The sequence below is a fragment of the Sodalis sp. RH24 genome (assembly GCF_047324145.1).
GTDB lineage: Bacteria > Pseudomonadota > Gammaproteobacteria > Enterobacterales > Enterobacteriaceae > Acerihabitans.
On record NZ_CP178729.1, the window covers coordinates 5,171,801 to 5,196,367 of the forward strand.

The following is a 24,567-nucleotide window of genomic DNA, read 5'->3' on the forward strand; positions in this document are numbered from 1 at the left end:
GGCCGGCAAATATCCGGTGGGCAATAGCGTCCATGCCAACCCCTGGGAGGGCCTGCGGGAGTTTACCGCGGCGCGCATCGCGCTCGGCCGTTCCGGCTCCAGCCTGCCTACCCGTGAACTGCTCAACTTCGGGCTGGCCCACGCCCAGGCCCGCGACGCGGTGCATCAACCCTTTGACAGCGAATCGCTGGCGCGACAGCTGGAAGCGGATGGCATAACCACGCTTACGGTGCACAGCGCGGCGCAAAACCGGGAGACCTATCTTTGCCGGCCGGACCTGGGCCGCCGTCTTGGCGACGACAGCCGCAAGATGTTAACCGCGTATCCGGATAAACAGGCCGATATCCTGCTGGTAGTCGGCGACGGCCTGTCCTCGAAGGCGGTACATCGCCAGGCGGTGCCGTTTATCCGCGCGTTGACGCCTTACCTGGCGCTGTTGGGGCTGAAAATGGCGCCGGTGGTGCTGGCCCACCAGTCGCGGGTGGCCCTGGGGGATGATATCGGCGCCTGCCTGCAGGCGCGGGCGGTGGCAATCCTGATTGGCGAGAGGCCCGGCTTATCCTCGCCTGACAGCCTGGGCATCTATTTTACCTGGGAGCCCCATATCCGGCGCCTGGAGTCGGAACGCAACTGTATCTCCAATATCCGTCCCGAGGGGCTGGATTATCCCCAGGCGGCCTTTAAACTGGCATGGCTGCTTGAACAGGCCGGGCAGCGGCGTTTATCGGGCATCGCACTGAAGGATGAAAGCGACAATCCGGCCTTATACGGCCTGATTAAGCCCTTGTTTAAACAGGCCGAACGCCTGCCGGGCAAAATGTGATTATACTTATGCGGATAGCGCCGGTTTTCCTGAGCGTTTGACCCGATAAGGATACCTTCACGATATGAGCCACCCTGTTTCCTGTATTTTATCCGTGGACCAGGGACTGCCGTTCGGCCCCGCCGATCTGCTTACCCTGGTTGCGCCGGCGCGGGCCTGGTCCTGTCGCTTTGACATCGCCTTATATCACGATGAGGATTTTGCCGCCCGGGGTATCAGGCTGCCGCCGTCAATCGCCGGCGCCGCCGTTAAACGGCGCGGGGAGTATCTGGCGGGGCGCATCGTCGCCGGACGCGTATTAGAGGATGCGGGCTATCGCCATTTCGATTTGCTGGCGGGGGAAGACCGGGCGCCGGCCTGGCCGGACGACGTGCAGGGCGCGCTGACCCATCACGGCACGCTGGCCATCGGTATAGGCTGGCGGCGCCCAGGTCGTGCGGTATCCGGGTTGGGCGTAGATATCGAAACACTGATCAACGGTCCCCGCGCGCTGGAACTGTGGCCCGGTATCATCAGCGCCTGGGAGCGCGAGTATTTCGCCACCCTGGAACTGCCTTTCGCCGTCGCCCTGACCCTGGCGTTTTCCGCCAAGGAGAGCCTGTTCAAGGCGCTGTATCCCTCGGTCAAGCGTTACTTCGATTTTCTCGACGCGCGCGTGGTCCGCCTGGCCGGCAACCGCATCACCCTGGAGCTGCAGGTCGAACTGACGCCCGCGCTGCCGGTGGGCATGCTGTTTGAATGCGGTTATGCCGTCAGGGAGGAGGATGTGCTGACGGTACTGGCGATCGGCAACGACTGAGATCCTGCGGCTGCTGCTGGCCCGGCGAGGCTGGCCGGTTTACCAACGAGGCTGGTCGGTTTACCAAATAGTGCGCTTTTCTCCATGTGGAAAAGCCCGCGCCGGCCGATTTCTCCATGTGTAAATATTTGGTTACAAAACTGACGGTTGTTTACGTACTTTAGCCGCAGTATAGTCCCCCGCCTAATAGCTGCCTAGGCAAAGATTATTATGGACCATTTTTCCGCTGACGATATTGATAAGGTCTATGCCTGGGGACGGCAAATCCACCGGTTGAACCTGTGCAAGGATCGTATTCTTGAACGCTATCTGGAACCCTACGAGATTACCGCCGCCCAGTTCAAGGTCATGTTGATGATGAACCGGGACGGTTTAACCACGTCGGCGGAGCTATGCCGCTGCATCTCCCTTGATAGCGGCGCCATGTCGCGCATGCTGGACCGGCTGCAGAATAAAAAGATGATCATGCGGGTGCGCAGCACCACCGATCGACGTCAATTCCATCTGGCGCTGACCGAGCAGGGGCATGCGTTTTGCCGGCAGATCCCGCAGATAGCGCTCAAGTCCTTTAATGATTTACTGGCGCCCCTGACACCCTCAGAACTTAATGAATTCGATCGCCTGCTGAAGAAGCTGGCGATCCCTGCCGGTATTTAAGGAGTAAATTTTACTATGCCGTTGCGCATTCGTTTATTACCGTTGCTCTGCTCGCTGATCCTGGCGGGGTGCGCCCTGCCAAATGGTTTACATACCGAAGGCCGGACGCTTGATGTCGCCAGCCTGCACAGTGAAAACACGCTGAAGGCCAATACCCTGTCCAGCGCCGGCTGGCCGGCTGCCGACTGGTGGAACAGCCTTGGCGACCCGCAGCTTAACCTGCTCATCCAGCAAGCCTTGCGTTCCAGCCCCGATCTGCAGGTGGCGGACGCGCGCGCGCGCCAGGCCAGCGCCACGGTCCTGGCCGCCGAGGCCGATCGCATGCCGACGCTTGATGCTAACGCCGGCATCACGCGCGAACGCATGTCCGCGGTGGACGATCCCACCGGGCAAGGTAAAAGATATGCCACGCTGCGCACCCTGTCGGCGAACTTCGATTACAGCTTCGATTTATGGGGCGGGCAGCGTGCCGCCTGGGAAGCCGCGGTCGGTCGGGCCAACGCCTCGGAGGTCGATCGCCAGGCGGCCAGGCTGACGTTGTCCGCGGACGTGGCGCGCGCCTACAACACCCTGGGCCAGGCCTGGGCGATGCAGGATCTGGCGCAAAAAGATCTGGAGCGCACCCGCACCATGCTGAATCTGGCCTCCAAGCGTCTTAACGCCGGGCTGGACAGTAAATTCCAGTATCAACAGACCGAAAGCCTCGAGGCCTCGGCCGAAGCCAGCCTGACCGACACCCAGCAGCAGGTGCGCGCCGCCGGCATCCGTCTGGCGGTATTGCTGGGGCAGGGCCCGGATCGCGCCGCCGGCCTGCCGCGGCCGAAGCTGATTGCGCCGTCCGTCGTCAGCCTGCCGCCCACGCTTCCGGCCGAGCTGCTCGGCCGCCGGCCGGATCTGGTGGCCGCGCGCTGGCGGGTCGAGGCGGCAACCAAGGATATCAAGGTCAGCCGTACCGCCTTTTACCCCAACATTAACCTGACCGCCGCCGCCGGCACCAAATCGCTGGTGGGAGACGCGTTCTTTGGCGCGCCAGAACGTTATTTCAGCATTGGACCAGCCCTGTCGCTGCCCATCTTCGACGGCGGCCGCCGTCGCGCCGATCTGGCCGGCAGCAATGCCGATTACGATCTGGCGGTGGCGCAATACAACCAGTCGCTGGTGTCGGCGCTGGGGGATATTGGCGATGCCATTACCCGCCTGAATTCACTGGATATCCAAATCCAGCAGCAAATGCGCGCGCGGGATATCGCCAATGATTCATGGGGCAATGCCATGCAGCGCTACAGCGCGGGCGTCGGCAACTATCTTGATGCCCTGAGCGTAGAACAACAGCTTATCCAGGCCGAGCGTCAGCTGGCCGCGTTGAATGCCGATCGTACCGACACCGCCATCTTGCTGATGCAGGCGCTGGGCGGCGGCTTTCATTCTTCCGTTTCTTCCAATGCCGCGCAAAACGTGGCCATGAATCAAGCACACTGAGAACTATTTTATGGCTGAGAATTCCACCAACGCTCCAACAGATAACAACGCCGCGCCGGTCAATCCGCCGGCGAAGTCGGGTAAGCGCAGACTGATGTTGTTGATTTTAATGGCGATAATTATTGTGGCCGCTATTGCTTTTGGCCTTTATTATTGGCTGCACGCCCGTTTTTTTGAATCCACCGATGATGCCTATGTCTCCGGCAATCTGGTGCAGATTACGCCGCAGGTGTCGGGTACGGTTACCGCCATCGCCGCCGATGACGGCGACTTTGTTCGCCAGGGCCAGGTATTGGTGCGCCTGGATCCCAGCGATACCATCGTCAACCAGGAAAGCGCCGAGGCCAATCTGGCCAAGGTCGTGCGCCAGGTGCGGGGATTATACAGCAATGTGGATAATTACAAGGCCATGGTGGCGGCGAGCAAGATCCAGCTGCAGCGCGCCCGGGACGACTACCAGCGGCGGGCCAACCTGGCGCGCGACGGGGCGATATCCCAGGAAGAGCTGTCGCATTCACGCGACGCGCTGACCTCGGCGGAAACCTCGCTCACGTCGGCCCAGCAGCAGTTAAGCACCACGTTTGCCCTGGTGGACGACACCACCATCAGTTCCCATCCCGATGTGAAGGCCGCGGCCGCCCAGCTGCGCAAGGCCTATCTGGATCATGTGCGCAGCACCATGGTGGCGCCGGTCAGCGGTTATGTGGCCAAGCGTTCCGTGCAGGTCGGCAGCCGCGTGCAGCCGGGCAGCGCCCTGATGGCGGTGGTGCCGCTGGATCAAATCTGGATCGACGCCAATTTCAAGGAAACACAGCTGGTGAAAATGCGCATCGGCCAGCCCGTGGAAATTGATGCCGACCTTTACGGCGGCGATGTCGCCTATCGCGGCAAGGTCGAAAGCCTGGGCGTCGGCACCGGCAGCGCCTTCTCGCTGCTGCCGGCGCAAAACGCCAGCGGCAACTGGATCAAGATTGTCCAGCGTTTACCGGTGCGCATTCGCCTGGAGCCCGATCATCTGGATAAATTCCCGCTGCGCATAGGGCTGTCCACCAACGTGACCGTGAACCTGCACAACCAGGACGGCCCCGTGTTGGCGGTTAATCCGCAAGAGCAGCCGCGTTTCGCCACCGATGTCTACGACCATCAACTGGTGGAAGCCGATAAGCTGGTGGCCCGCATCATCCATGAAAATGGCGAGCAGGCCATGGCCGCCGGCCAGGGTAAAAATTAATGCGGAGTCGCCATGAGTGAACAATCGTTTCGTCCGCCCAGCCTGGTCCTGGCCACCATCGGACTGTCGCTGGCGACATTTATGCAGGTACTGGATACCACGATTGCCAACGTGGCGTTGCCGACCATTTCCGGCAATCTGGGCGTCAGCTCGGAGCAGGGGACCTGGGTTATTACCTCGTTCGCGGTCTCCAACGCCATCGCCCTGCCGTTGACCGGCTGGATGTCGCGGCGCTTCGGCCAGACCAAACTGTTCCTGGCGTCGGTGCTGCTGTTTATCATCACCTCGTTTTTGTGCGGTATTTCGCAAAGCATGACGCAATTGGTCATTTTCCGCGCCTTGCAGGGGTTCTTCGCCGGTCCGCTGTATCCCATGGCGCAGACCCTGCTGCTGTCGATTTATCCCGCCGCCAAGCGGGGGATGGCGCTGTCGCTGCTGGCCATGGTGACGGTGGTGGCGCCCATTGTCGGTCCGCTGGCGGGCGGCTGGATTACCGATAACTACACCTGGCCGTGGATCTTCTTTATCAACGTACCCATAGGTATTTTTGCCGCCATGCTGGTGTTCGCCCAGTTAAAGGGGCGCCCGGAGGAGCAGGAGCACCAGCCTATAGATTATATCGGCCTGGGCCTGCTGGTGGTGGGCGTCGGCCTGCTGCAGGTGGTGCTGGATAAAGGAAACGACCTGGACTGGTTTGGGTCCAACTTTATTATCATCGGCGCGCTGATTGCCGCTATCTCGCTGACAGCCCTGGTGATTTGGGAGTTTACCGATAAACATCCCATCGTTAATCTGCGACTGTTCCGCTACCGCAACTTTTCATTCGGCACCCTGGCGCTGGTATTGGGGTATTCGGGCTTTTTCGGCATCAATCTGTTGCTGCCGCAGTGGCTGCAAACCCAATTAGGCTACACACCGGTTTGGGCGGGGCTGGCGGCGGCGCCGATCGGCATACTGCCGGTATTCATGTCGCCGTTGGTGGGGCGCTATGCCCATAAGTTCGACCTCAGGCTGCTGGCGGGCGGCTCCTTCCTGGTGATCGGCGTCAGCTGCTTTATGCGCGCTGATTTCACCACCCAGGTGGATTATTATCATATTGCGATGATCCAGGGCTTTATGGGGATCGGCGTGGCGCTGTTTTTTATGCCGACCACCAGTATCCTGCTCTCGAGCCTGTCGCCAAGGGAGATTGCCGACGGATCGGGACTGGCAACCTTCCTGCGCGTATTGGGCGGCAGTTTTGCCTCTTCGTTAACCACCTGGATTTGGCAACGGCGTGAAATTTTCCACCATGCGCAGTTGACGGAAAACATCACGCCCTACAGCGCCAACACCCAGGAGTATATCGCCGGGCTGGGGGGCGCCAGCCAGACCACCATGGCGCAACTGGATAAGCTGGTGGAAAGCCAGGCGTATATGCTCTCCACCATTGACTACTTTACCCTGCTGGGCTGGATGTTTTTTGCCCTGATCCTGGTTATCTGGCTGGCGAAACCGCCGTTCAGCGCCCAGGGCGGCGGGGGCGGGGGACACTAACGTCATTGCGCGCATTCTTCATGGCGGCGTCCGGGCGTCGCCATGACTATCCATGACTTCACGGATAAGATCGATAAACATGCGTAAACCGGCCGGCACCAGCCGGTGTCCCGGATAATACAGGCGCAGCCCCGCAAACCGCGGACACCAGTCTTCCAGTACCGGCGACAGCGCGCCGGACAACAGATAGGGCGCCGCCGCCGATTCACTCACCCAGGCCAGACCGGCGCCCGCCAGGGCTGCGTCGATCATCAGCGGCTGGTTATCCAGCGTCAGCGGGCCGCTCACATTCACCACCCGCTTTTCGCCCCGTCGTTCAAATTGCCAATGCAGCGGCGCGCCGCTGGGCAGCAGGCTGCGCAGGCAGCGGTGCCGGACAAGTTCGCCCGGCTCCTGCGCACGGCCGTATAAGGCAAAATACGCCGGCGCGCCCACCACCAGAAAACGCAGCGGCGGCGAGCAGGGCACGGCAATCATATCCAGCGGCACGCTTTCCGCCAGCCGGATGCCGGCGTCGAAGCCCTCCGCGACGATATCCACCAGCCGGCCGTCGGCCACGATCTCCACCGTCATATCGGGATAACGGCGCAAAAATTCCAGCACGATCGGCCGCAGGATCATCCTGGCCGCCGCTTCGGCGGTATTGAGCCGCAGGCGCCCGGACGGCGTCAGGCGAAACCGGTTGACGCCCTCCATGGCCGCATCGATTTCATTGAGCGCCGGGCGTACCCGGTTAAGCAATTGCTCGCCAGCCTGGGATAATGAAACGCTGCGGGTGGTGCGGTTAAACAGACGCACCCCCAGACGGCTTTCCAGCGTCGCCACCCGGTGGCTAAGCGCCGACGGTGAAATGCCGAGCTGGCTGGCGGCCTGACGGAAACTGCCGGCCGACGCCACCGCGTCTATAGCCTGCAGTTCGAACAATGCCGTATTCTTCATTGTGCTATTTCCTGCATCAAATCATGTCAAATTAGGCCTATTGTTGCATGCTTTCAACGGATTTATGCTGGCCGCAGGCATTCACGCCTTTCCAACGGAGTCTGTCACCCATGGCAAAAACCCTGCTCATCACCGGCACCTCTTCCGGCATCGGCCTGGCCGCCGCCGGCTATTTTGCCGATCAAGGCTGGAACGTGGTCGCCACGCTACGCCACCCGCAGCCGGAATCCCCGCTGGCCGGGCGCGATAATATCTTGCTGACCAGGCTCGATGTGGAGGATGCGCACAGCATCGGCGACGCCATCGACGCCGGCATGCAACGCTTTGGCGCTATCGACACGCTGGTCAATAACGCCGGCTTCGGCCAGTTCGGACTGTTTGAGGCCGTGACCGAGGCCCAGATCCAGCGGCAGTTCGCCGTCAACGTTTTCGGGGTCATGGCGGTGACACGGGCGCTATTGCCGCATTTTCGCCGCCAGGGCAGCGGTACTGTTATCAATCTCAGTTCCGGCGCCGGCCTGTTCACCCTGCCGATGATTTCGCTTTATTGCGCCAGTAAATTTGCCCTGGAGGGGTTTAGCGAAGCGCTGGCCTATGAGCTGGCGGCGGTGGGCATCGGCGTAAAACTGGTTATCCCGCACGGCGGCGTGACGGAAACCCGATTTGTCGAGCGCCAGGGCGAATATCAAGCCCAGGATAAAGGATTAACCGATTACGCGCTTTTTATCGCCAAGACGCAGCGGGCATTTGCCGCGCTGGGCGCGGCCAGGACCATCAGTGCGCTGGATGTGGCCAAGGTTATCCATGAGGCGGCCACCGATGGGTCGGATCGTTTGCGTTATCTGATCGGGGACGATAGCCGGGGATTTATCCGCGCCCGGCGCGAATTGCCCGAGGATGAGTATATTGCTTTTATGCGGGAAAGATTTTGCTGACAGCCCGGCTGCGGATAACGCAAAGGGAGCCATCAGGCTCCCGGGTGGTCATCAACGGAGTGCTTATTGCAGATGGGTTTTCAGTTCGGTCGCGGCCTGCAGGACTTGGGAACGCACCGCCGGCACCTGGCTTAACGGGTTTAACAAGCCGAAGTCATGGATCATGCCGTTATAACGGGTGATGGTAACGTCTACGCCGGCGGCATCCAGTTTGCGGCCATAGGCTTCACCCTCATCGCGCAGTACGTCCAGCTCGGCGGTTTGGATAAGCGTCGGCGGCAGGCCTTTCAACTGGGCCGGGGTTGCCATCAGCGGCGAGGCGTGAATATCCTTGCGCTGCGCGACATCCTTGGTATAAGCATCCCAGAACCATTTCATCATATTACGCGTCAGGAAATGGCCGTTGGCGTAGGTTTTATAGGAAACAGTATCGAAATTCGCGTTGGTCACCGGCCACATCAGGGCTTCGAAACGGATTTTCGGCGCGCCTTTTTCTTTTGCCATCAGCGCCACCACCGTCGCCATATTGCCGCCGACGCTGTTGCCGGCCACGGCGAGACGTGAGCCGTCGACGCCGATTTCCGCTCCATGTTCGGCTACCCAGCGCGTTGCGTCATAGGCCTGGTTGATGGCCACCGGATAATGCGCTTCTGGGGAAGGCGTGTAATTTACAAATACCGCCGCCGCCCCGGATTCCACGACCAAATCACGCACCAGGCGTTCATGGGTGGGGAAGTCGCCCAGGATCCAGCCGCCGCCGTGGAAGAACATAAATACCGGCAGCGTGCCGCTGGCGCCGGCAGGTTTGACGATGGTCAGGGAGATATCCTTCCCGTCGACGTTAATGGTTTTTTCGCTGACATCGGCCGGCGGCAGCTTGGCGTTGGCTTGCGCATCAGCCAATACCTGGCGGGCATCTTGCGGCGAAAGCTGCTCCATGGGTTTGCCGCCCTGGCTGTTCAACGCGTTCAGGAACGCCTGGACCTGGCGATCGGCGGCGGAGGTCTGGCCCGCGGCAAACGCGCTGCTCATGCCGAGCGTCAACAGTGAAGCGGTAAACAGGGTGGTTAATTTGTTCATGATAAATTTCCTTGAGTGATAAAAAGTATCGCCGGGGGCGATGGTGGCGGTTATGCTACACACATCATTAAATAGTGAAATAATATATAGCACACTATTTAATTGGTTGTAACTCTGTCCTGAAAACGTTAGCACAGGTGCGGTGTCTTGTAGGTTAACTGGGTCTTTCCGGCCTTGCTAAGTTCCCTGGAGGTAATTTAGTTAACTCGATATTAAATAGCAAGCTATTTAATCAGCTTTTTTTAGCCACCCCAGCCGCTCGCGTTCCCCGAGAGCCGATTGACGGCGCCGCTTGTGGGATAGGTACATGTTTAAAAAGCATTTAATCAGATTAATTTTCGGTCTGTGTTCGCTGAAAGCAGTATACACATCCGACAGCTATGCCAGCCTGTTTCTGGCCCGATGACAAAATATATCGCCTCCCGTAGTGGGTTTTACTGTAAGGTACCGCCGGGCCAGAAGATGGTTATGACATCCATCAATTAAGTTCAAAAGCCATGAGTCGGGGGAAACATATTTCCCAAAAAGTAACGCACAGCCTGATGGTAGTGCGTTCTGCATGGGTGTCTGGTCGTCAGTCCTTTTTGCGCTCCGCAAGTAACGCTGAAATTGCCTGCGAAGCCATGATGGCCCGGGGGAAACCACCCGGAATAATCACGATATTGGCGATTTCCTTAATTTCTTCTTCGCTGGCACCGTGATTGAGGGCATAACCGGCATGAATCTTCAAAAAATCCGTCAGACCCAGCGCTGCGAAAGCCGTACAAAGCGCAATCTGACGCGTGCGAATGTCCAACACGCCGGTGCGATCGAAAATTTCACCAACCGCGAATGCACTCACGGCATTTGAAAGAAACGGGAAGTCACGTTCCAGTGCATCCAGTGAAGCAGGCTGCGGTGCGCCATTGGTCAGTAGACGTATGATTTCCTCACCTCGCTGACGACGTTCAGTGGTGGTCTGGCTGAGGTTAATAGCGGATTGTGTCATGTTTATTTCTCCTGTGTTTGGTCACGGGGCGGCACCGGAGGGCTGAGGTAATCGGTCGTGTCAAGAATCAATCCATCACGGACCCGCCAGATGAAACACGCTTCCAGATCAAAATGTTCCATCCCGAAACCCTTTTCACCGTGGTAGGTGAAGGAACCGATCACCAGTTCGGGGTCCGTGGTATCAATGAAATGAATCGGTGTCGCACGCAATTTCACTCCTGTGGCGAAAAAACGTTCAAAATGCTGTTTTAGGCCTTTACGTCCTTGCAGCAACGAGCGCTCATCACGTGCGATGGGATGGCGGACAACTGCGTCAGGTGCATACAGCATGTGCAGTTCGTGCCAGTTATCACTCGAAATATCATCGACCAGCTTTTGCATCGCTGCCCTGGGTGTTAAGTGGATCATGTGATATCTCCTTTCCGATTAGGAAGATTGCAGCTTGTCGAGCGAACTGGCGAAGTCGTTTTTCTCAAACTCCACCGTCTGCGCTCCCATAGCGAGAAACGATTTCATCCGGCGTTGAGCTTCGCCACTCACCAGCGTCTGATTAAGGGTATGACTCTCTTCGAGCAGGCCGAGATGGATCGGCAGATGATCGGCAGCATCCACCGCCACTTTGGTGAGTGCGATAGCCTGCGCCGGGAAAGTTGCAATCCGGTGGGCTAGCCTCTTCACAAAGGGTTTGAGCTCGGCCACTGGCATCGCACGGTTGATAAAGCCATAACGTTCAGCCACATCAGCGGCGATTTCATCGCATCCCAGAATCACTTCAAGTGCCCGCATACGTCCCAGTAGGCGTGGCAGGCGCTGTGAGCCCGTTGCACCAGGCAGCACGCCCATAGCCACCTCGAATTGCATCAGGACCGAGCGATCAGAGGCAAAAGCCATATCACAGGAGGTAAGAAACTCCGGCCCAATCCCGACTGCACGCCCGTCAAGCATAGCGATAGTGGCCTTAGGCAGCGTTCGCAGTGTTTCCAGAAGGGTTTGCAGTGGGTTGAGTGTGTTGCCTTTCGGCGGCACCCGATCACGGGGGCCGAGAAAGAGGTTGAGATCCGCATGTCCGATAAAAAAATCGGGGTCAGCACTGTCGAACACAATGGTGCGTACCCTATCATCCGTTCGCAATTCCTCAAGCAGTAGTGTCAGTTCCCCGATCACTTCAGGGGTGACGAGATTGAGGGGAGGATTGTCAAACGTGACAGTGGCCACGCCATCATCCAGTTGCTTACGCAGGGTGGAATATCGCTTGTCAGGCATCAAGGTTCTCCTATTAGTGTGTCTAGTGTGTCGACAAGCATACATATTATAAATAAAATGATAATCGCCGTTATTTTCAATTAACTATGTCAGTTAGGATATATAATTTACACCTCTATGAAATCGACTCTATTTAAAGACTACGAAGCGTTCATCGCTGTTGCGACAGCCGGTAGCTTTAATGGCGGGGCTCGTCTGCTGGAGATTAGCCCTTCAGCGATGAGCCAGATCATTCGTCGCCTGGAGGAGCGGACCGGGGTCCAGCTTTTTCATCGTACCACTCGAAGTGTGTCCACAACCGATCAGGGGGCACAACTGTTGGCACGCCTGAGCCTGGCGTTTCAGGAAATTGAAGCCGCAACCCGGGAACTATCCTGGCAACGTGAACACCCGGTCGGGAATGTCAGGCTCGTTATGCCGCGCGTTGCCTGGAATGATCTGATCGCCCCTCGTCTTGCGACATTTCATACCTCATACCCGGAAATCACTCTGGAAGTTCGTCTGGACGATGCCTGGATCGACATCGTCAGTGAGGGATATGACATTGGTTTTCGCTTAGGTGAATACATACACCCGGAAACGGTCGCCTTTCCGGTTGGCCCTGCACTACGACAAATTCCGGTGGCTTCCCCCGATTACCTTGCGGCCAATGGAACACCAGAACACCCCAGAGACCTGGCTCGCCATCGATGTATTAACTGGCGGCAGCAGCCTGATGCCTCGCCTTATAACTGGGAGTTCAGTAAAGGCAGCGAGAAAATCACCCTTGCAGTACAGGGGCCACTGACCATCAATGATCGGCGTGCAGCGGTACGGGCCGCAACAGAGGGTCTGGGTATTGCCATGTGGGTCGAGCACCATTTACAGGAAGAGATTGATAGCGGGAAGCTGGTGCCTTTGTTGCAGGAGTGGTGTCCTGTCTATCAGGGCTTCTGGGCCTACTATTACCGTGATAAGCACATCAGCGCAGCAACCAGAGCCGTGCTCGATTTTTTACGCAGCAAAACCGCGGCGGTATAGCTGAAGTTATCGGGCCAGTGTCACCCCGGAACGAAAGCTGTTGGGTCGTGCAGGATGACTCGGCCGCTGGCCTCGCCCTTCGGGTCGTCGCCTGGCGGCAACGCTGTCTCGCTGCGCTCGACCCGAACCTGCGCAGGTTCAAATCCGCACGACGCGCGAAATATTGAGGTATTGGCCTGGTTTGAAGTTTGAGGGGTATTCTTGAAAGTGGTGGGTCGTGCAGGATGACTCGGCCGCTGGCCTCGCCCTTCGGGTCGTCGCCTGGCGGCAACGCTGTCTCGCTGCGCTCGACTCGAACCTGCGCAGGTTCAAATCCGCACGACGCGCGAAATATTGTAGTATTGGCTTGGTTTGAAGATTGGGGGGGTATTCTTGAAAGTGGTGGGTCGTGCAGGATGACTCGGCCGCTGGCCTCGCCCTTCGGGTCGTCGCCTGGCGGCAACGCTGTCTCGCTGCGCTCGACTCGAACCTGCGCAGGTTCAAATCCGCACGACACGCGAAATATTGAGGTATTGGCTTGGTTTGAAGTTTGGGGGGTATTCTTGAAAGTGGTGGGTCGTGCAGGATTCGAACCTGCGACCAATTGATTAAAAGTCAACTGCTCTACCAACTGAGCTAACGACCCACTTAAAAGGACAGAAATGGTGGGTGATGACGGGATCGAACCGCCGACCCTCTCCTTGTAAGGGAGATGCTCTCCCAGCTGAGCTAATCACCCATTTCTGTAAACGAACATCAAAACAATACCGACTTAAGAAGTGGTGGGTGATGACGGGATCGAACCGCCGACCCTCTCCTTGTAAGGGAGATGCTCTCCCAGCTGAGCTAATCACCCACTTCTTACCGCGTATTACTTCTATTTCTCACAGCGGAGCCACTTAGAAAATTAAGTGGTGGGTGATGACGGGATCGAACCGCCGACCCTCTCCTTGTAAGGGAGATGCTCTCCCAGCTGAGCTAATCACCCCGCCGTGTGGAGTCGCATTATAGGGATACTGCCAAGTGAGTCAACGATTTTTGAAAGTAAAAAGTGTGTTCGTCGTAAAATTAGTCAAGATGAACGGGTTTGCGCCTTTAATCTCTGCAAAAGGAGCAGCAAAAGTGGAACAGCGTTGAGGAATCGGGCTGGAGTGGTAGAATATTGTCCACTTTTTATAACCGGCCGGGAGCATTGCTCCCGACTGTCAGCCATGCGTAATAAGGCAGTGTTCCTGATGAAAATTAAAACCCGTTTTGCGCCCAGCCCCACCGGCTATCTTCATGTCGGCGGCGCCCGTACCGCTTTATATTCATGGCTGTTTGCCCGTAGCCAGGGCGGGGAGTTCGTGCTGCGTATCGAGGATACCGATCTTGAGCGCTCCACCCAGGAAGCTATCAACGCCATTATGGACGGAATGAACTGGCTGAACCTGGATTGGGATGAAGGTCCTTACTACCAGACCAAACGTTTCGACCGTTATAACGCGGTGATCGACGACATGCTGGTGCAGGGCACCGCCTATAAATGCTATTGCTCCAGGGAGCGCCTGGAAGCCCTGCGCGAGCAGCAAATGGCCAACGGCGAGAAACCGCGTTACGACGGCCGCTGCCGCCACAGCCATGAACAGCATGACGATGCCGAGCCTTGCGTGGTGCGTTTCGCCAATCCCCAGGACGGCTCGGTTATCTTTAATGATAATATTCGCGGCCCGATTGAATTTAGCAACCAAGAGCTTGACGACCTGATTATCCGCCGTACCGACGGCTCGCCCACCTATAATTTCTGCGTGGTGATTGACGACTGGGATATGGCAATCACCCATGTTATCCGCGGTGAGGATCATATCAACAACACGCCGCGCCAGATCAATATTCTCAAGGCCCTGGGCGCGCCGGTGCCCGAATATGCCCACGTCTCGATGATCCTGGGCGACGACGGCAAGAAGCTGTCCAAACGCCACGGCGCGGTGGGCGTAATGCAGTACCGCGACGACGGTTTTCTGCCTGAGGCCCTGCTGAATTACCTGGTGCGCCTGGGCTGGTCCCATGGTGATCAGGAAATTTTCTCCATCGAAGAAATGAAGCGGCTGTTTACCCTGGACGATATCAGCAAATCGGCCAGCGCCTTTAACACCGAAAAGCTGCTGTGGCTTAATCACCACTACATTAATCATCTGCCGCCGGAATACGTCGCCACCCACCTGGTATGGCATATGGAACAAGCGGGCATTGATACCCGCAATGGGCCGCAACTGGCGGAGCTGGTGACATTACTCGGCGATCGCTGCAAGACCCTGAAAGAAATGGCGGCCTCATGCCATTATTTCTATGAGGATTTCGAGCAGTTCGATGCCGACGCGGCCAAAAAACATCTGCGCCTGGTGGCCCGCGAGCCGTTGGTGCTGGCGCGCGCCAAACTGGCCGCCCTGACGTCGTGGTCGCCTGAACACGTGCATAACGCTATCGAGGAGACGGCGGCGGAGCTCAACGTGGGCATGGGCAAGGTAGGGATGCCGCTGCGCGTGGCGGTCACCGGCGCGGGCCAGTCGCCGGCGCTGGATGTCACCGTCCATGCCGTCGGACAGTCACGTTCGTTGGCCCGTATCGATAAGGCGCTGGACTATATCGCCCAGCGCGCCGGATAAACCGTTCGTTATCGAGGATTTGACGGCTTTTTCAGCGTTTGATGCGTTAATTTCAATTAGCCGTTGACACTGTTTGCCGGGTTTCATATCATGCGCCCCGTCCACCAGACATGATGTGTCGGGTACGGGGCTATAGCTCAGCTGGGAGAGCGCTTGCATGGCATGCAAGAGGTCAGCGGTTCGATCCCGCTTAGCTCCACCAATCACCTCGATTGGCCTGATATGATGATGTGTTACGACGGTGTTCGTGTTACCCAGGAAGTACGTTGGGGCTATAGCTCAGCTGGGAGAGCGCTTGCATGGCATGCAAGAGGTCAGCGGTTCGATCCCGCTTAGCTCCACCACATTAAAAAAACCGGCTTCTGGCCGGTTTTTTGTTTTTATATCTTGTGCGTGCATGCCTGGCGCCGCCTCGATTTATCGCGTCAATCCTATAAAAAAGGCCGGGTTTCCCCGGCCCCAACCGCACCGTCGTTATGACGGCAAGATGGACGGCGGTTTAAATTACCAAACCGGTGATGGCGGCGGACAGCAGGCTGACCAGCGTCGAGCCGTACACCAGCTTCAGGCCGAAGCGGGATACCACGTTGCCCTGGTGTTCGTTCAGGCCTTTAATCGCGCCGGCCACGATGCCGATGGATGAAAAGTTGGCAAACGACACCAGGAATACCGACAGGATGCCGACGGAATGCGCGGACAGTTGGCCGGCAACCTTTTGCAAATCCATCATGGCGACAAACTCATTGGAGACCAGCTTGGTGGCCATGATGCTGCCGACCCGCAGCGCCTCGTCGCCCTGGATGCCGATGACCCGGGCAAAGGGATAAAATATATACCCCAGTATGCCCTGGAAGCTGATGCCGAACACCAGGCTGAACAAGGCGTTTATGGCGGCGATAATGGCAATGAAGCCAATCAGCATGGCCGCGACGATAATGGCCACCCGGAAGCCCGCCAGGATATATTCACCCAGCATTTCGAAAAAGCTCTGTCCTTCATGCAGATTACTCATCTGCAGCTCTTCTTCCTTGCCGACCTGGTAGGGATTGATCAATGACAGCACAATAAAGGTGCTGAACATATTCAATACCAGCGCGGCCACCACATAGCGCGGTTCCAGCATGGTCATATAGGCGCCGACGATGGACATCGATACCGTCGACATCGCCGTGGCCGCCATGGTGTACATCCGGCGTTCGGACATCTTGCCCAGGATATCCTTATAAGCGATGAAGTTTTCCGATTGCCCCAGGATCAGCGAACTGACGGCGTTAAACGACTCCAGCTTGCCCATACCGTTAATTTTCGACAGCAGGGTACCGATGATGCGGATAATAAAAGGGAGCACCCGGATATGCTGCAAAATACCTATCAGGGCCGAGATAAATACAATCGGACATAACACATTCAGGAAAAAGAATGCCAGGCCCTGTTTATTCATATTACCGAAAACAAATCCTGTCCCTTCGGCGGCAAATCCTAGCAACTTATCAAACAGCGCCGAGAATCCCTGCACAAAACCCAATCCAATCTGCGAGTTAAGGAAAAAATAAGCAAGCAGGACTTCAATGACTAATAGTTGAACAATAAAGCGCAGCCTGATTTTTTTACGATCGTGGCTGACCAATAACGCCAGGATTGCCACTACGGCAAGAGCGAGGACAAAATGAAAAATCCGGGACATAGTTGCTCCAGTTATGAGGCAGGCAATAATTTGCCGCTCATTCTATGTAACGGTCGAACTAAAAACGAGTTATAAGTTGCAAATATATAAAAATCCTCTAGCAGAAGATGAGGATAGCGAGGCGGTCACAGATAAGTCGCGAAAAAAGTTAAATTTATATCCAATTATGTTAATAGTGTGCTAATGTAATTTAGTAACCCATTGGCGCTTCTAAGCCGGTCCAATTAGGGATGAAACTGTCATTAGGCTGGGTTTTGCCCCCTTTATGCTCATCATCATCGTCATCTATCGCAGAGATAACCCGAAACGTCCTAAATGCGCTTGATAATTATTATCGTTTGGATAGGATGAAGCTAATTCGATGGATCATAAGGGTCACTGATATGCTGAATAGCCGAACTGCGGACGGTGTCAATCGCGCATCACGCAAGGTAAAGCTCTCATTGCTTGGCCCGGCGTTTATCGCGGCGATTGGCTATATCGACCCCGGTAATTTCGCCACCAATATCCAGGCGGGCGCCAGCTTCGGGTACCGATTGCTCTGGGTGGTGGTGTGGGCCAACTTTATGGCCATGCTCATCCAGCTGTTGTCGGCAAAGCTGGGTATCGCCACCGGCAAGAACCTGGCGGAGCATATCCGCGATCGCTTCCCGCGCCCGGCGGTGTGGGCCTACTGGATACAAGCTGAAATCATTGCCATGGCCACCGATTTGGCGGAATTCGTCGGCGCGGCCATCGGTTTTAAAATGCTGCTGGGCTGCTCGCTGCTGCAAGGCGCAATCATTACCGGCATCGCCACATTCTTGATCCTCATGTTGCAACAGCGGGGTCAAAAACCACTGGAATTGGTCATTGGCGGGCTGCTGCTGTTTGTCGCCGCCGCCTATATCGCGGAGCTGTTTTTTTCGCAACCGAATATGGCGGAACTGGGTAAAGGCATGCTGCTGCCCAGCCTGCCGAACGGCGACGCGGTTTTCCTGGCCGCCGGGGTGCTGGGCGCCACCATTATGCCGCATGTGATTTACCTGCATTCTTCCTTGACGCAAAACGGACTGCACGGCAACCGCGCCCAACGCTACTCCTCGACTAAACTGGATGTGGCCATCGCCATGACCACCGCCGGTTTTGTCAATCTGGCCATGATGGCCACCGCGGCGGCGGCATTTCACTTCAGCGGGCATACCGGCATCGCCGATCTGGATGAGGCCTACCTGACCTTGGCGCCGCTGCTGAACCATACGGCGGCGACGGTATTCGGTTTGAGCCTGGTGGCGGCGGGCCTGTCCTCCACCGTGGTGGGCACCATGGCCGGGCAGGTGGTGATGCAGGGATTTGTGCGTTTTCGCATACCGCTGCTGGTAAGGCGGGTGGTCACGATGCTGCCGTCCTTTGTGGTTATCATGATGGGGCTGGACCCGACCCGTATCCTGGTATTAAGCCAGGTTCTGCTCAGCTTCGGCATTGCGCTGGCGCTGGTGCCGCTGCTGACCTTTACCGGCAACCGCGTCCTGATGGGCGACATGGTGAACTCGCGCCTGATCCAGACGTTGGGGTGGGTTATCGTGGCGGTGGTGGTAACGCTGAATGGCTATTTGATGGTGGGCACCGCGTTCGGCCTGTAACCGGACTTTATCTTCTCCGGTTATCCGATACGCCACCCTACCGCGGAGGTCGCACCCGGCGCGTTAAGGGCAATGCGTGTCTATGGGGTTGGCCGGGCGCGGTTTATGCGCCCGACCGAGGCTCCGTGGCACGCCGGGCCCGCCAATACCGGGCGGAAATTGCGGGCCGGCGCGGCCTTATGCCAGTATCGCTTCGATACGCGCCAATTCGTCGGCGCTGAATTCGCGATTGGCCAGCATCCCCACCGCGTCGTCTATTTGCGAGGTTTTGCTGGCGCCAATCAGCACCGACGTTACCCGATCGCCGCGCAGCACCCAGGCCAGAGACATTTGCGCCAGCTTCTGGCCGCGTTCCAGGGCAATATCGTTCAGGCGCCGTACCTTATCCATTTTCTGCGCGGTAAGCTGTTCCGGCGTCAGGGTCATACCCGGTCTGGCCGCCCGCGAATCCTGCGGTATGCCGTTCAGGTAGCGGTCCGTCAGCTGACCGCCGGCCAGCGGCGAAAAGGCTATCGACCCCACGCCGTTCTCAGCCAGCACATCAAGCAGTTCCGGTTCCACCCACCGTTCAAACATGGAATATTTGGGTTGATGAATCACGCAGGGGGTGCCGAGGTCGTTTAATAGCGCCAACGCCTGCCTGGCGAGCGCGGCGGGGTAGTTGGACAGGCCGATGTAGAGCGCCTTGCCCTGGCGTACCAGCAGATCCAGCGCGCTCATGGTTTCGGCAAGCGGCGTAGCGGGGTCCGGACGATGATGATAAAAGATATCCACGTAGTCCAGGCCCAGACGGCGCAGGCTCTGATCCAGGCTGGACACCAGGTATTTTTTCGAGCCCCAGTCGCCGTAAGGCCCGGGCCACATGGTATAGCCCGCCTTGGTGGAAATAATCAGCTCGTCACGGTAGGGGAGCAAATCCTCGCGCAGCAACCGGCCGAAATTGGCTTCGGCGGATCCCGGGGGCGGCCCGTAGTTATTGGCCAGGTCAAAATGGGTAATGCCTAAGTCAAAGGCGCGGCGCACCATGGCGCGGCTGTTTTCCAGCAACGTGACGTCGCCGAAATTATGCCACAGGCCGAGCGACACCGCCGGCAGTTGAAGACCGCTATTACCGCAGCGGCGATATAACATATCGTCGTAACGCGTTGGATTGGCCAGATAAACCATAAAGTATCCTTTTATCATTACTATCACGGTAGGAATCGGTTACCGCTAAATTCGCCGGGCAAGCGACGGCATAGGCTTACCGGCAACGGTGAATTATCCTGGTCGGATAATATATTGCGCTTAGCATCAGTTAAGCGATAAATTCCATTAAAAATAACTCAGACTACTGACAAACAAACGCGCGCGAGCTTGTCGCGGGTGTGATGGGCAAGCACCGTTTTATCATCAAACTCAGTTAAAAATAACCCTTCCCTGACAAACAATACAAGCGCTACGGTTGCCGCGGCATTGACCCGGCCGAAGACGCACGAGGATCACACAGTGAAAACACTAGGGCTGTTAGGCGGCATGAGCTGGGAATCCACTTTACCTTATTACCGCTTGATTAACCAAGGCATTAGCGGCGCATTGGGCGGGTTGCATTCGGCGGATCTGGTGCTGTACAGCGTCGATTTCGCCCAAATCGCCCACATGCAGGCCGAGGGTGATTGGCAACGGGCGGGCGATCTGCTGGCGGCCAAAGCGGTATTGCTGCAAAAAGCCGGTGCCGAGGCCATCGTCCTTTGCACTAACACCATGCATAAGGTGGCGGACACCATTGAATGGGCCTGTCCACTGCCGCTGTTGCATATCGCCGATGCCACCGCCCGGGAAATCAATGCCCGTGGCCTGCGGCGGGTCGGGCTATTGGGCACCCGCTTTACCATGCAGCAGGATTTTTATCGCCGGCGGTTCGAGCATCCGCACGGCATCGAAATCACCGTTCCGGGCGCTGCGGAAATGGACGCGATTCATAACATCATTTTCGAGGAGTTATGCCTGGGCAAGATCCGCGATGAATCGCGCCACACCTTCCGGCGCATTATTGCTTCGCTGGAGGGCCAGGGCATCGAGGGACTGATCCTCGGCTGCACCGAAATCGGCCTGCTGATCGGCGAAGACGACGCAACGGTGCCGCTGTTCGACACCACCACCCTCCACGCCGCCGCCGCGGTGGCCTTTGCCCTGGGATAAAGGCGAATCCGAAAGCAAACTCAATTTATAGCATTGGCCAATATAACTGGTATTATTATTATATTAATAAATTGTTTATGTTTGCTGCCGGTAACCCTCCGACGGCAAGTAGAAGAGTTAGCGGAGCCTTACATAATGACAAAATATGCCCTGGTCGGTGACGTTGGGGGAACCAATGCCCGCCTGGCGTTATGCGATATGGACAATGGCGCGATTTCCCATATCCACACCTATTCCGGTAAAGATTACGCCACCCTTGAAGCGGTGATCCGTCACTACCTGACCGCGCAAAAGGTCGAGGCCACGGAGGCCTGTATCGCTATCGCCTGTCCGATAACCGATGACTGGGTGGAGATGACCAACAGCACCTGGGCATTTTCCATCAAGGCCATGAAGGACAGCCTGGGATTAGCGCGCCTGGAGGTCATCAATGATTTTACCGCCGTCTCGATGGCGGTGCCGATGCTCGCCGCCGGCGATGTGGTGCAGTTTGGCGGCACGCAGGCGCAGGCCCAGGGGCCGATTGCCGTGTACGGCGCCGGCACCGGCCTTGGCGTGTGCCATCTGTTGCATCTGGACCAGCGTTGGATAAGCCTGCCGGGCGAAGGCGGCCATGTCGACTTCGCGCCTAACAGCAAAGAGGAAGCCGATGTCCTGGCGGTGCTGCGCGGCGAGTTCGGCCATGTGTCGGCCGAACGCGTATTATCCGGCCCCGGGCTGGTTAATTTGTACCGCAGCCTCGTCACCATCGATGGCCGCGTTCCGGATTCACTGGAGCCGCAACAGGTCACGGAACAGGCCGTCGACGGCAGCAATGACGATTGCCGGCGCGCGCTGTCGCTGTTCTGCGTGCTGATGGGGCGTTTTGGCGGCAATCTGGCGCTGAACATGGGCACGTTTGGCGGCGTTTATATCGCCGGCGGCCTGGTGCCGCGCTTCCTGGAATTTTTCCGCGCCTCCGGTTTTCGCGCGGCGTTCGAGGATAAAGGCCGCTTTAACGATTACGTACGCGATATCCCGGTGTTTCTGATCAGGCACGAACAACCGGGCTTGCTCGGCGCCGGCGCGCATATGCGCCAGCTAATGGGTCTTCAACTCCAGGTTTCGGTCTGATCTGACCGGACGCCGGCTGTTGCCGGCGCCTTTACCCTCTTGCCCTGCATGCCCGTGGACACGGTTCTGTAGCCAACCCCCGGCTACAGCCGCATCAATTGCCGGAAGGCCCTGACCTTGCTGCGGCTGACCGGCACTTCAAAATCCAGATCGCTCAGGCGCAGCAGATAGGTATTATTAAACCAGGGCACAATTTCACGAATTTTTCCCAGGTTCACCACATACGACCGATGGCAACGGAAAAAAAACTCCTCCGGCAACCGGCTGCAGAATTCCGTGATGACCATCGGCATGACAAATTCCTCGCGCCGCGTATAGACCAGGGTCACCTTTTCCTGCGCCGCCGCATAATAGATATTGCTGATATCGGTAACGATAATGCGCTCGTCTTTGATCAAATTAATGGCGTGTTGATTCCGCCGCCCTGGCGCCGCACCCGCAGCCGGCGCCGGGGCGGCCTGATGCTGCGCCTCCAGCTTTTGCAGCATGGTGACGATGCGCGATTCCTGATAAGGCTTCAGGATATAGTCAAAGGCTTCCAGCTCAAACGCCTCCACCGCATGTTCTTTATAGGCGGTAATAAAGACTATTTCCGGCTTATGGCTGAATTTACTGATATTCTGCGCCAGCAACACGCCGTCCAGGGAGGGGATATTGATATCGAGAAAAATCACATCCACCTCATGATGCTGCAGGTAGCGCAGGACATCCAGTCCATCGTCGAACGTGGCCTCGATAGTCAGGCCGCTGTGCTTATGGATAAGGTAGCGTAATTCTTCCTGGGCGAGGAATTCGTCTTCGACAATTATGGCTTTCATGGTGCCTCGCGGTTAAACATGTCCTCCATGGACGTCATGCCGCCAGCTTGTGGGGCTGGGGGGTAATGTAAAACCAAATCTCGGTGCCCGGTTCAAGACGGCGGATATGCAGCCCTTCGCCATATAACAGCAATACCCGGTGATGAACATTCAGCAGGCCGATTTTCCCGGCCGGCAGTTCATTGCGTTTAACCTGCTCGATGACTTCCGCGCTGATGCCACCGCCGGTGTCTTTTACCGCAATACGGATACGTCCGCCGGTATCCTCCCGCACGGAAATCACCACCACGCCTTTACCGCGGCAAGGCTGGATGCCGTGTACAATAGCGTTTTCCACCAGCGGCTGGATGAGCAGGCTGGGCAGGGGGAACGACAACTCTTCATCGATATCAAAAATAACGCTCAGCTTGCTGCCGAAACGCGCCTGCTCGATGGCGATATAATCCTGGATCTGATAAAGCTCTTTTTTGATATCGATTTGCGCGCCGTTTAATTCCAGATTGTACCTCAGGTAACGGGAAAGATTGGTAATCAGCTGCCGGGCGGTATCCGGATTGATGCGGATCGACGAGGAAATGGCGTTAAGCGCATTAAACAGGAAATGCGGATTAATTTTGCTTTGTAACGCGCGCAGTTCCGCCTGGTCGGCCATTTCCCTCAGCTGTTCGATGCGCGACACCTCGATCTGCGTCGAAATAATCTGCGACAGGCCGATGGCCATCACTTTGAGTGAATTGGTGATCTGATGGGCGTGACAGTAATAGATCTTCAGGGTGCCGGTGACCACGCCTTTTTCCCATAACGGGATAATGATAAGCGAGTGGATTTGCGGCGTACGGTCCGCCTCGTCATTGTTCTTGATGGTGATGTTGCCGCTTTGAATACTTTCCCTGGTCATATCGCTGATGATCTCATGGCCGATATTGTACAATTCGGCCCCGACCCCGACATAAGCCAGGATATGATGTTCATTGGTGATGGCCACGGCGTCGGCCTTGATATCGGCGCGGATGATATCGCAAATGGTGGTGAGGGATTCGCTGTTGATATGGCGAAAGTAGGGCAGGGTCTTATTGGCGATATCCAGCGCCAGCTTGGCTTGCCGGGCGGCGATCACCTCTTTTTCATCCTCGACCCCCTGCACCAGCAGCACGATCATGCCGATGCTGACCCCGCCGAGGATCATCGGCAGCGCAATTTTGGACACGATATCCAGCCCCAGGGACATCGGCTGCGCCCAGAGAATGACCAGCAGCATGGTCAGGCACTCGCACAGCATGCCGCCCAGGATGCCGATGCCCCAGCGGCGCTCTTTTATCACCCTAAGCTTGATCCAGCCCGAGACAAAACCCGCCACCACGCTGCTGATAAGGCAAGGCACCGAGGTCGGGCCGTCGATATCGATCAGATAGCGGTGCACGCCGGCGATAATCCCGGTGGCGATGCCGACCCAGGGCCCGAATAAAATACCGCCGGACATGACCGCAATAATCCGCACGTTAATCAGCGAGCCTTCCACATGGATGCCGGAATAGGTGCTGAAAATGGCAAACAGGGAAAAAATGGCGGTGACCGCCAGCAATTCCTGGCGGGTGTGCTGTTCTTTTTGCAATAACTGGCGGAACTGGCGGATGCGCGTCAACAAAAACAGACAAATCAACATTAATGCCGCCCGTTCATAGACCGCCAGCAGCATTTCGAACATTTCTTTCACCACGACATCCCGGTAAATGGCCAACCTTTAGCCGTTACTATAAGCAATGGACGCCTGAG

General features: G+C 57.1%; 21 protein-coding genes, 6 tRNA genes and 3 other RNA genes. 14 read left to right on the forward strand and 16 right to left on the reverse strand.

Annotated elements, in window-relative coordinates:
- The first annotated feature begins 16 nt into the window (after window positions 1-16).
- The 6 genes from eutC to ACL2XG_RS23540 all read left to right on the forward strand — a co-directional run bounded on the left by eutC (window position 17) and on the right by ACL2XG_RS23540 (window position 6,525).
- Window positions 17-823 (forward strand): ethanolamine ammonia-lyase subunit EutC, encoded by an 807-nt coding sequence (gene eutC / locus ACL2XG_RS23515; protein WP_410016757.1) that lies wholly within the window; start codon window positions 17-19, stop codon window positions 821-823.
- A 64-nt stretch (window positions 824-887) separates the two neighbouring features.
- Entirely contained in the window at window positions 888-1,622 is a 735-nt protein-coding gene (locus ACL2XG_RS23520) for a 4'-phosphopantetheinyl transferase family protein (RefSeq protein ID WP_413723370.1), read from the forward strand.
- A 210-nt stretch (window positions 1,623-1,832) separates the two neighbouring features.
- Window positions 1,833-2,279, forward strand: a complete 447-nt coding sequence (locus tag ACL2XG_RS23525; protein WP_410014136.1) for a MarR family winged helix-turn-helix transcriptional regulator — start codon at window positions 1,833-1,835, stop codon at window positions 2,277-2,279.
- Window positions 2,280-2,294: 15 nt separating this feature from the next.
- Entirely contained in the window at window positions 2,295-3,758 is a 1,464-nt protein-coding gene (locus ACL2XG_RS23530; protein ID WP_413723369.1) for an efflux transporter outer membrane subunit, read from the forward strand.
- Window positions 3,759-3,768: 10 nt separating this feature from the next.
- Window positions 3,769-4,989 carry an efflux RND transporter periplasmic adaptor subunit gene (locus tag ACL2XG_RS23535; protein WP_410014138.1) on the forward strand — a complete coding sequence of 407 codons (1,221 nt, stop codon included), beginning with the start codon at window positions 3,769-3,771 and terminating at the stop codon, window positions 4,987-4,989.
- A 12-nt stretch (window positions 4,990-5,001) separates the two neighbouring features.
- Window positions 5,002-6,525 (forward strand): DHA2 family efflux MFS transporter permease subunit, encoded by a 1,524-nt coding sequence (locus tag ACL2XG_RS23540; protein WP_413723368.1) that lies wholly within the window; start codon window positions 5,002-5,004, stop codon window positions 6,523-6,525.
- 18 nt (window positions 6,526-6,543) lie between these two features.
- Here ACL2XG_RS23540 and ACL2XG_RS23545 read toward each other — a convergent pair whose 3' ends face one another.
- A complete protein-coding gene (locus tag ACL2XG_RS23545) occupies window positions 6,544-7,464 on the reverse strand; it encodes a LysR family transcriptional regulator (RefSeq protein ID WP_410014140.1) in 921 nt (306 codons plus the stop codon).
- Between the two features lie 110 nt (window positions 7,465-7,574).
- Between ACL2XG_RS23545 and ACL2XG_RS23550 the strand changes: the two genes are divergently transcribed.
- A complete protein-coding gene (locus tag ACL2XG_RS23550) occupies window positions 7,575-8,399 on the forward strand; it encodes an SDR family oxidoreductase (RefSeq protein WP_413723367.1) in 825 nt (274 codons plus the stop codon).
- 63 nt (window positions 8,400-8,462) lie between these two features.
- Here the strand turns inward: ACL2XG_RS23550 and ACL2XG_RS23555 are convergent, their stop codons facing one another.
- The 4 genes from ACL2XG_RS23555 to ACL2XG_RS23570 all read right to left on the reverse strand — a co-directional run bounded on the left by ACL2XG_RS23555 (window position 8,463) and on the right by ACL2XG_RS23570 (window position 11,732).
- Window positions 8,463-9,431 (reverse strand): alpha/beta hydrolase, encoded by a 969-nt coding sequence (locus ACL2XG_RS23555; RefSeq protein ID WP_413723476.1) that lies wholly within the window; start codon window positions 9,429-9,431, stop codon window positions 8,463-8,465.
- Window positions 9,432-10,053: 622 nt separating this feature from the next.
- The gene (locus tag ACL2XG_RS23560; RefSeq protein WP_413723366.1) at window positions 10,054-10,467 is read right to left on the reverse strand and encodes a carboxymuconolactone decarboxylase family protein; all 414 of its coding nucleotides are present in this window, start codon (window positions 10,465-10,467) and stop codon (window positions 10,054-10,056) included.
- A gap of 2 nt (window positions 10,468-10,469) precedes the next feature.
- Entirely contained in the window at window positions 10,470-10,877 is a 408-nt protein-coding gene (locus ACL2XG_RS23565; protein ID WP_413723365.1) for a nuclear transport factor 2 family protein, read from the reverse strand.
- 18 nt (window positions 10,878-10,895) lie between these two features.
- The gene (locus tag ACL2XG_RS23570; protein ID WP_413723364.1) at window positions 10,896-11,732 is read right to left on the reverse strand and encodes an enoyl-CoA hydratase/isomerase family protein; all 837 of its coding nucleotides are present in this window, start codon (window positions 11,730-11,732) and stop codon (window positions 10,896-10,898) included.
- A gap of 117 nt (window positions 11,733-11,849) precedes the next feature.
- On the opposite strand from ACL2XG_RS23570, the gene ACL2XG_RS23575 reads away from it, so the two are divergent.
- Window positions 11,850-12,752: a LysR substrate-binding domain-containing protein gene (locus ACL2XG_RS23575; RefSeq protein ID WP_413723363.1), complete on the forward strand. Its 903-nt coding sequence runs from the start codon at window positions 11,850-11,852 to the stop codon at window positions 12,750-12,752.
- Window positions 12,753-12,790: 38 nt separating this feature from the next.
- On the opposite strand, the gene ACL2XG_RS23580 is transcribed toward ACL2XG_RS23575, so the two are convergent.
- The 7 genes from ACL2XG_RS23580 to ACL2XG_RS23610 form a co-directional block, all read right to left on the reverse strand.
- Window positions 12,791-12,916: non-coding RNA, RtT sRNA (locus ACL2XG_RS23580), on the reverse strand.
- A gap of 44 nt (window positions 12,917-12,960) precedes the next feature.
- Window positions 12,961-13,086: non-coding RNA, RtT sRNA (locus tag ACL2XG_RS23585), on the reverse strand.
- Window positions 13,087-13,131: 45 nt separating this feature from the next.
- Window positions 13,132-13,257, reverse strand: a non-coding RNA gene (locus ACL2XG_RS23590) — RtT sRNA.
- A gap of 44 nt (window positions 13,258-13,301) precedes the next feature.
- A tRNA-Lys gene (locus ACL2XG_RS23595) sits at window positions 13,302-13,377 on the reverse strand.
- A 17-nt stretch (window positions 13,378-13,394) separates the two neighbouring features.
- Window positions 13,395-13,470: transfer RNA gene (locus tag ACL2XG_RS23600), tRNA-Val, on the reverse strand.
- Window positions 13,471-13,511: 41 nt separating this feature from the next.
- A tRNA-Val gene (locus tag ACL2XG_RS23605) sits at window positions 13,512-13,587 on the reverse strand.
- A gap of 56 nt (window positions 13,588-13,643) precedes the next feature.
- Window positions 13,644-13,719 (reverse strand) — tRNA-Val (locus tag ACL2XG_RS23610).
- A gap of 247 nt (window positions 13,720-13,966) precedes the next feature.
- Between ACL2XG_RS23610 and gltX the strand changes: the two genes are divergently transcribed.
- The 3 genes from gltX to ACL2XG_RS23625 all read left to right on the forward strand — a co-directional run bounded on the left by gltX (window position 13,967) and on the right by ACL2XG_RS23625 (window position 15,720).
- Entirely contained in the window at window positions 13,967-15,376 is a 1,410-nt protein-coding gene (gene gltX, locus ACL2XG_RS23615; protein ID WP_413723362.1) for a glutamate--tRNA ligase, read from the forward strand.
- A gap of 126 nt (window positions 15,377-15,502) precedes the next feature.
- Window positions 15,503-15,578, forward strand: a tRNA-Ala gene (locus ACL2XG_RS23620).
- A 66-nt stretch (window positions 15,579-15,644) separates the two neighbouring features.
- Window positions 15,645-15,720: transfer RNA gene (locus ACL2XG_RS23625), tRNA-Ala, on the forward strand.
- A gap of 155 nt (window positions 15,721-15,875) precedes the next feature.
- Here the strand turns inward: ACL2XG_RS23625 and ACL2XG_RS23630 are convergent.
- Window positions 15,876-17,060: a NupC/NupG family nucleoside CNT transporter gene (locus ACL2XG_RS23630; RefSeq protein ID WP_410014143.1), complete on the reverse strand. Its 1,185-nt coding sequence runs from the start codon at window positions 17,058-17,060 to the stop codon at window positions 15,876-15,878.
- Window positions 17,061-17,443: 383 nt separating this feature from the next.
- Here ACL2XG_RS23630 and ACL2XG_RS23635 point away from each other — a divergent pair, with 383 nt between their 5' ends.
- On the forward strand, window positions 17,444-18,682 hold the full coding sequence (locus ACL2XG_RS23635) for an Nramp family divalent metal transporter (RefSeq protein WP_410014144.1): 1,239 nt from the start codon (window positions 17,444-17,446) through the stop codon (window positions 18,680-18,682).
- 177 nt (window positions 18,683-18,859) lie between these two features.
- Here the strand turns inward: ACL2XG_RS23635 and mgrA are convergent, their stop codons facing one another.
- Window positions 18,860-19,849: an L-glyceraldehyde 3-phosphate reductase gene (gene mgrA / locus ACL2XG_RS23640; RefSeq protein WP_413723361.1), complete on the reverse strand. Its 990-nt coding sequence runs from the start codon at window positions 19,847-19,849 to the stop codon at window positions 18,860-18,862.
- Between the two features lie 321 nt (window positions 19,850-20,170).
- On the opposite strand from mgrA, the gene ACL2XG_RS23645 reads away from it, so the two are divergent.
- Together ACL2XG_RS23645 and glk are read left to right on the forward strand one after the other, a co-directional pair.
- The gene (locus ACL2XG_RS23645) at window positions 20,171-20,863 is read left to right on the forward strand and encodes an aspartate/glutamate racemase family protein (RefSeq protein ID WP_413723360.1); all 693 of its coding nucleotides are present in this window, start codon (window positions 20,171-20,173) and stop codon (window positions 20,861-20,863) included.
- A 135-nt stretch (window positions 20,864-20,998) separates the two neighbouring features.
- Window positions 20,999-21,976, forward strand: coding sequence for a glucokinase (glk, locus tag ACL2XG_RS23650; protein WP_413723359.1), 978 nt, complete (start codon window positions 20,999-21,001; stop codon window positions 21,974-21,976).
- Window positions 21,977-22,059: 83 nt separating this feature from the next.
- Here glk and ACL2XG_RS23655 read toward each other — a convergent pair whose 3' ends face one another.
- The gene (locus ACL2XG_RS23655) at window positions 22,060-22,794 is read right to left on the reverse strand and encodes a LytR/AlgR family response regulator transcription factor (protein WP_413723358.1); all 735 of its coding nucleotides are present in this window, start codon (window positions 22,792-22,794) and stop codon (window positions 22,060-22,062) included.
- Window positions 22,795-22,828: 34 nt separating this feature from the next.
- Window positions 22,829-24,508 carry a LytS/YhcK type 5TM receptor domain-containing protein gene (locus ACL2XG_RS23660; protein WP_413723357.1) on the reverse strand — a complete coding sequence of 560 codons (1,680 nt, stop codon included), beginning with the start codon at window positions 24,506-24,508 and terminating at the stop codon, window positions 22,829-22,831.
- Window positions 24,509-24,567 lie beyond the last annotated feature (59 nt).

Coding starts and splice junctions, on each gene's coding strand:
- ACL2XG_RS23565 (WP_413723365.1), bottom strand. CDS start 10,877: ATGATCCACTTAACACCCAGGGCAGCGATGCAAAAGCTGGTCGATGAT.
- ACL2XG_RS23545 (WP_410014140.1), bottom strand. CDS start 7,464: ATGAAGAATACGGCATTGTTCGAACTGCAGGCTATAGACGCGGTGGCG.
- ACL2XG_RS23570 (WP_413723364.1), bottom strand. CDS start 11,732: ATGCCTGACAAGCGATATTCCACCCTGCGTAAGCAACTGGATGATGGC.
- glk (WP_413723359.1), top strand. CDS start 20,999: ATGACAAAATATGCCCTGGTCGGTGACGTTGGGGGAACCAATGCCCGC.
- ACL2XG_RS23540 (WP_413723368.1), top strand. CDS start 5,002: ATGAGTGAACAATCGTTTCGTCCGCCCAGCCTGGTCCTGGCCACCATC.
- ACL2XG_RS23560 (WP_413723366.1), bottom strand. CDS start 10,467: ATGACACAATCCGCTATTAACCTCAGCCAGACCACCACTGAACGTCGT.
- ACL2XG_RS23535 (WP_410014138.1), top strand. CDS start 3,769: ATGGCTGAGAATTCCACCAACGCTCCAACAGATAACAACGCCGCGCCG.
- ACL2XG_RS23550 (WP_413723367.1), top strand. CDS start 7,575: ATGGCAAAAACCCTGCTCATCACCGGCACCTCTTCCGGCATCGGCCTG.
- gltX (WP_413723362.1), top strand. CDS start 13,967: ATGAAAATTAAAACCCGTTTTGCGCCCAGCCCCACCGGCTATCTTCAT.
- ACL2XG_RS23630 (WP_410014143.1), bottom strand. CDS start 17,060: ATGTCCCGGATTTTTCATTTTGTCCTCGCTCTTGCCGTAGTGGCAATC.
- ACL2XG_RS23525 (WP_410014136.1), top strand. CDS start 1,833: ATGGACCATTTTTCCGCTGACGATATTGATAAGGTCTATGCCTGGGGA.
- ACL2XG_RS23520 (WP_413723370.1), top strand. CDS start 888: ATGAGCCACCCTGTTTCCTGTATTTTATCCGTGGACCAGGGACTGCCG.
- mgrA (WP_413723361.1), bottom strand. CDS start 19,849: ATGGTTTATCTGGCCAATCCAACGCGTTACGACGATATGTTATATCGC.
- ACL2XG_RS23555 (WP_413723476.1), bottom strand. CDS start 9,431: ATGAGCAGCGCGTTTGCCGCGGGCCAGACCTCCGCCGCCGATCGCCAG.
- ACL2XG_RS23655 (WP_413723358.1), bottom strand. CDS start 22,794: ATGAAAGCCATAATTGTCGAAGACGAATTCCTCGCCCAGGAAGAATTA.
- ACL2XG_RS23530 (WP_413723369.1), top strand. CDS start 2,295: ATGCCGTTGCGCATTCGTTTATTACCGTTGCTCTGCTCGCTGATCCTG.
- ACL2XG_RS23575 (WP_413723363.1), top strand. CDS start 11,850: ATGAAATCGACTCTATTTAAAGACTACGAAGCGTTCATCGCTGTTGCG.
- ACL2XG_RS23635 (WP_410014144.1), top strand. CDS start 17,444: ATGCTGAATAGCCGAACTGCGGACGGTGTCAATCGCGCATCACGCAAG.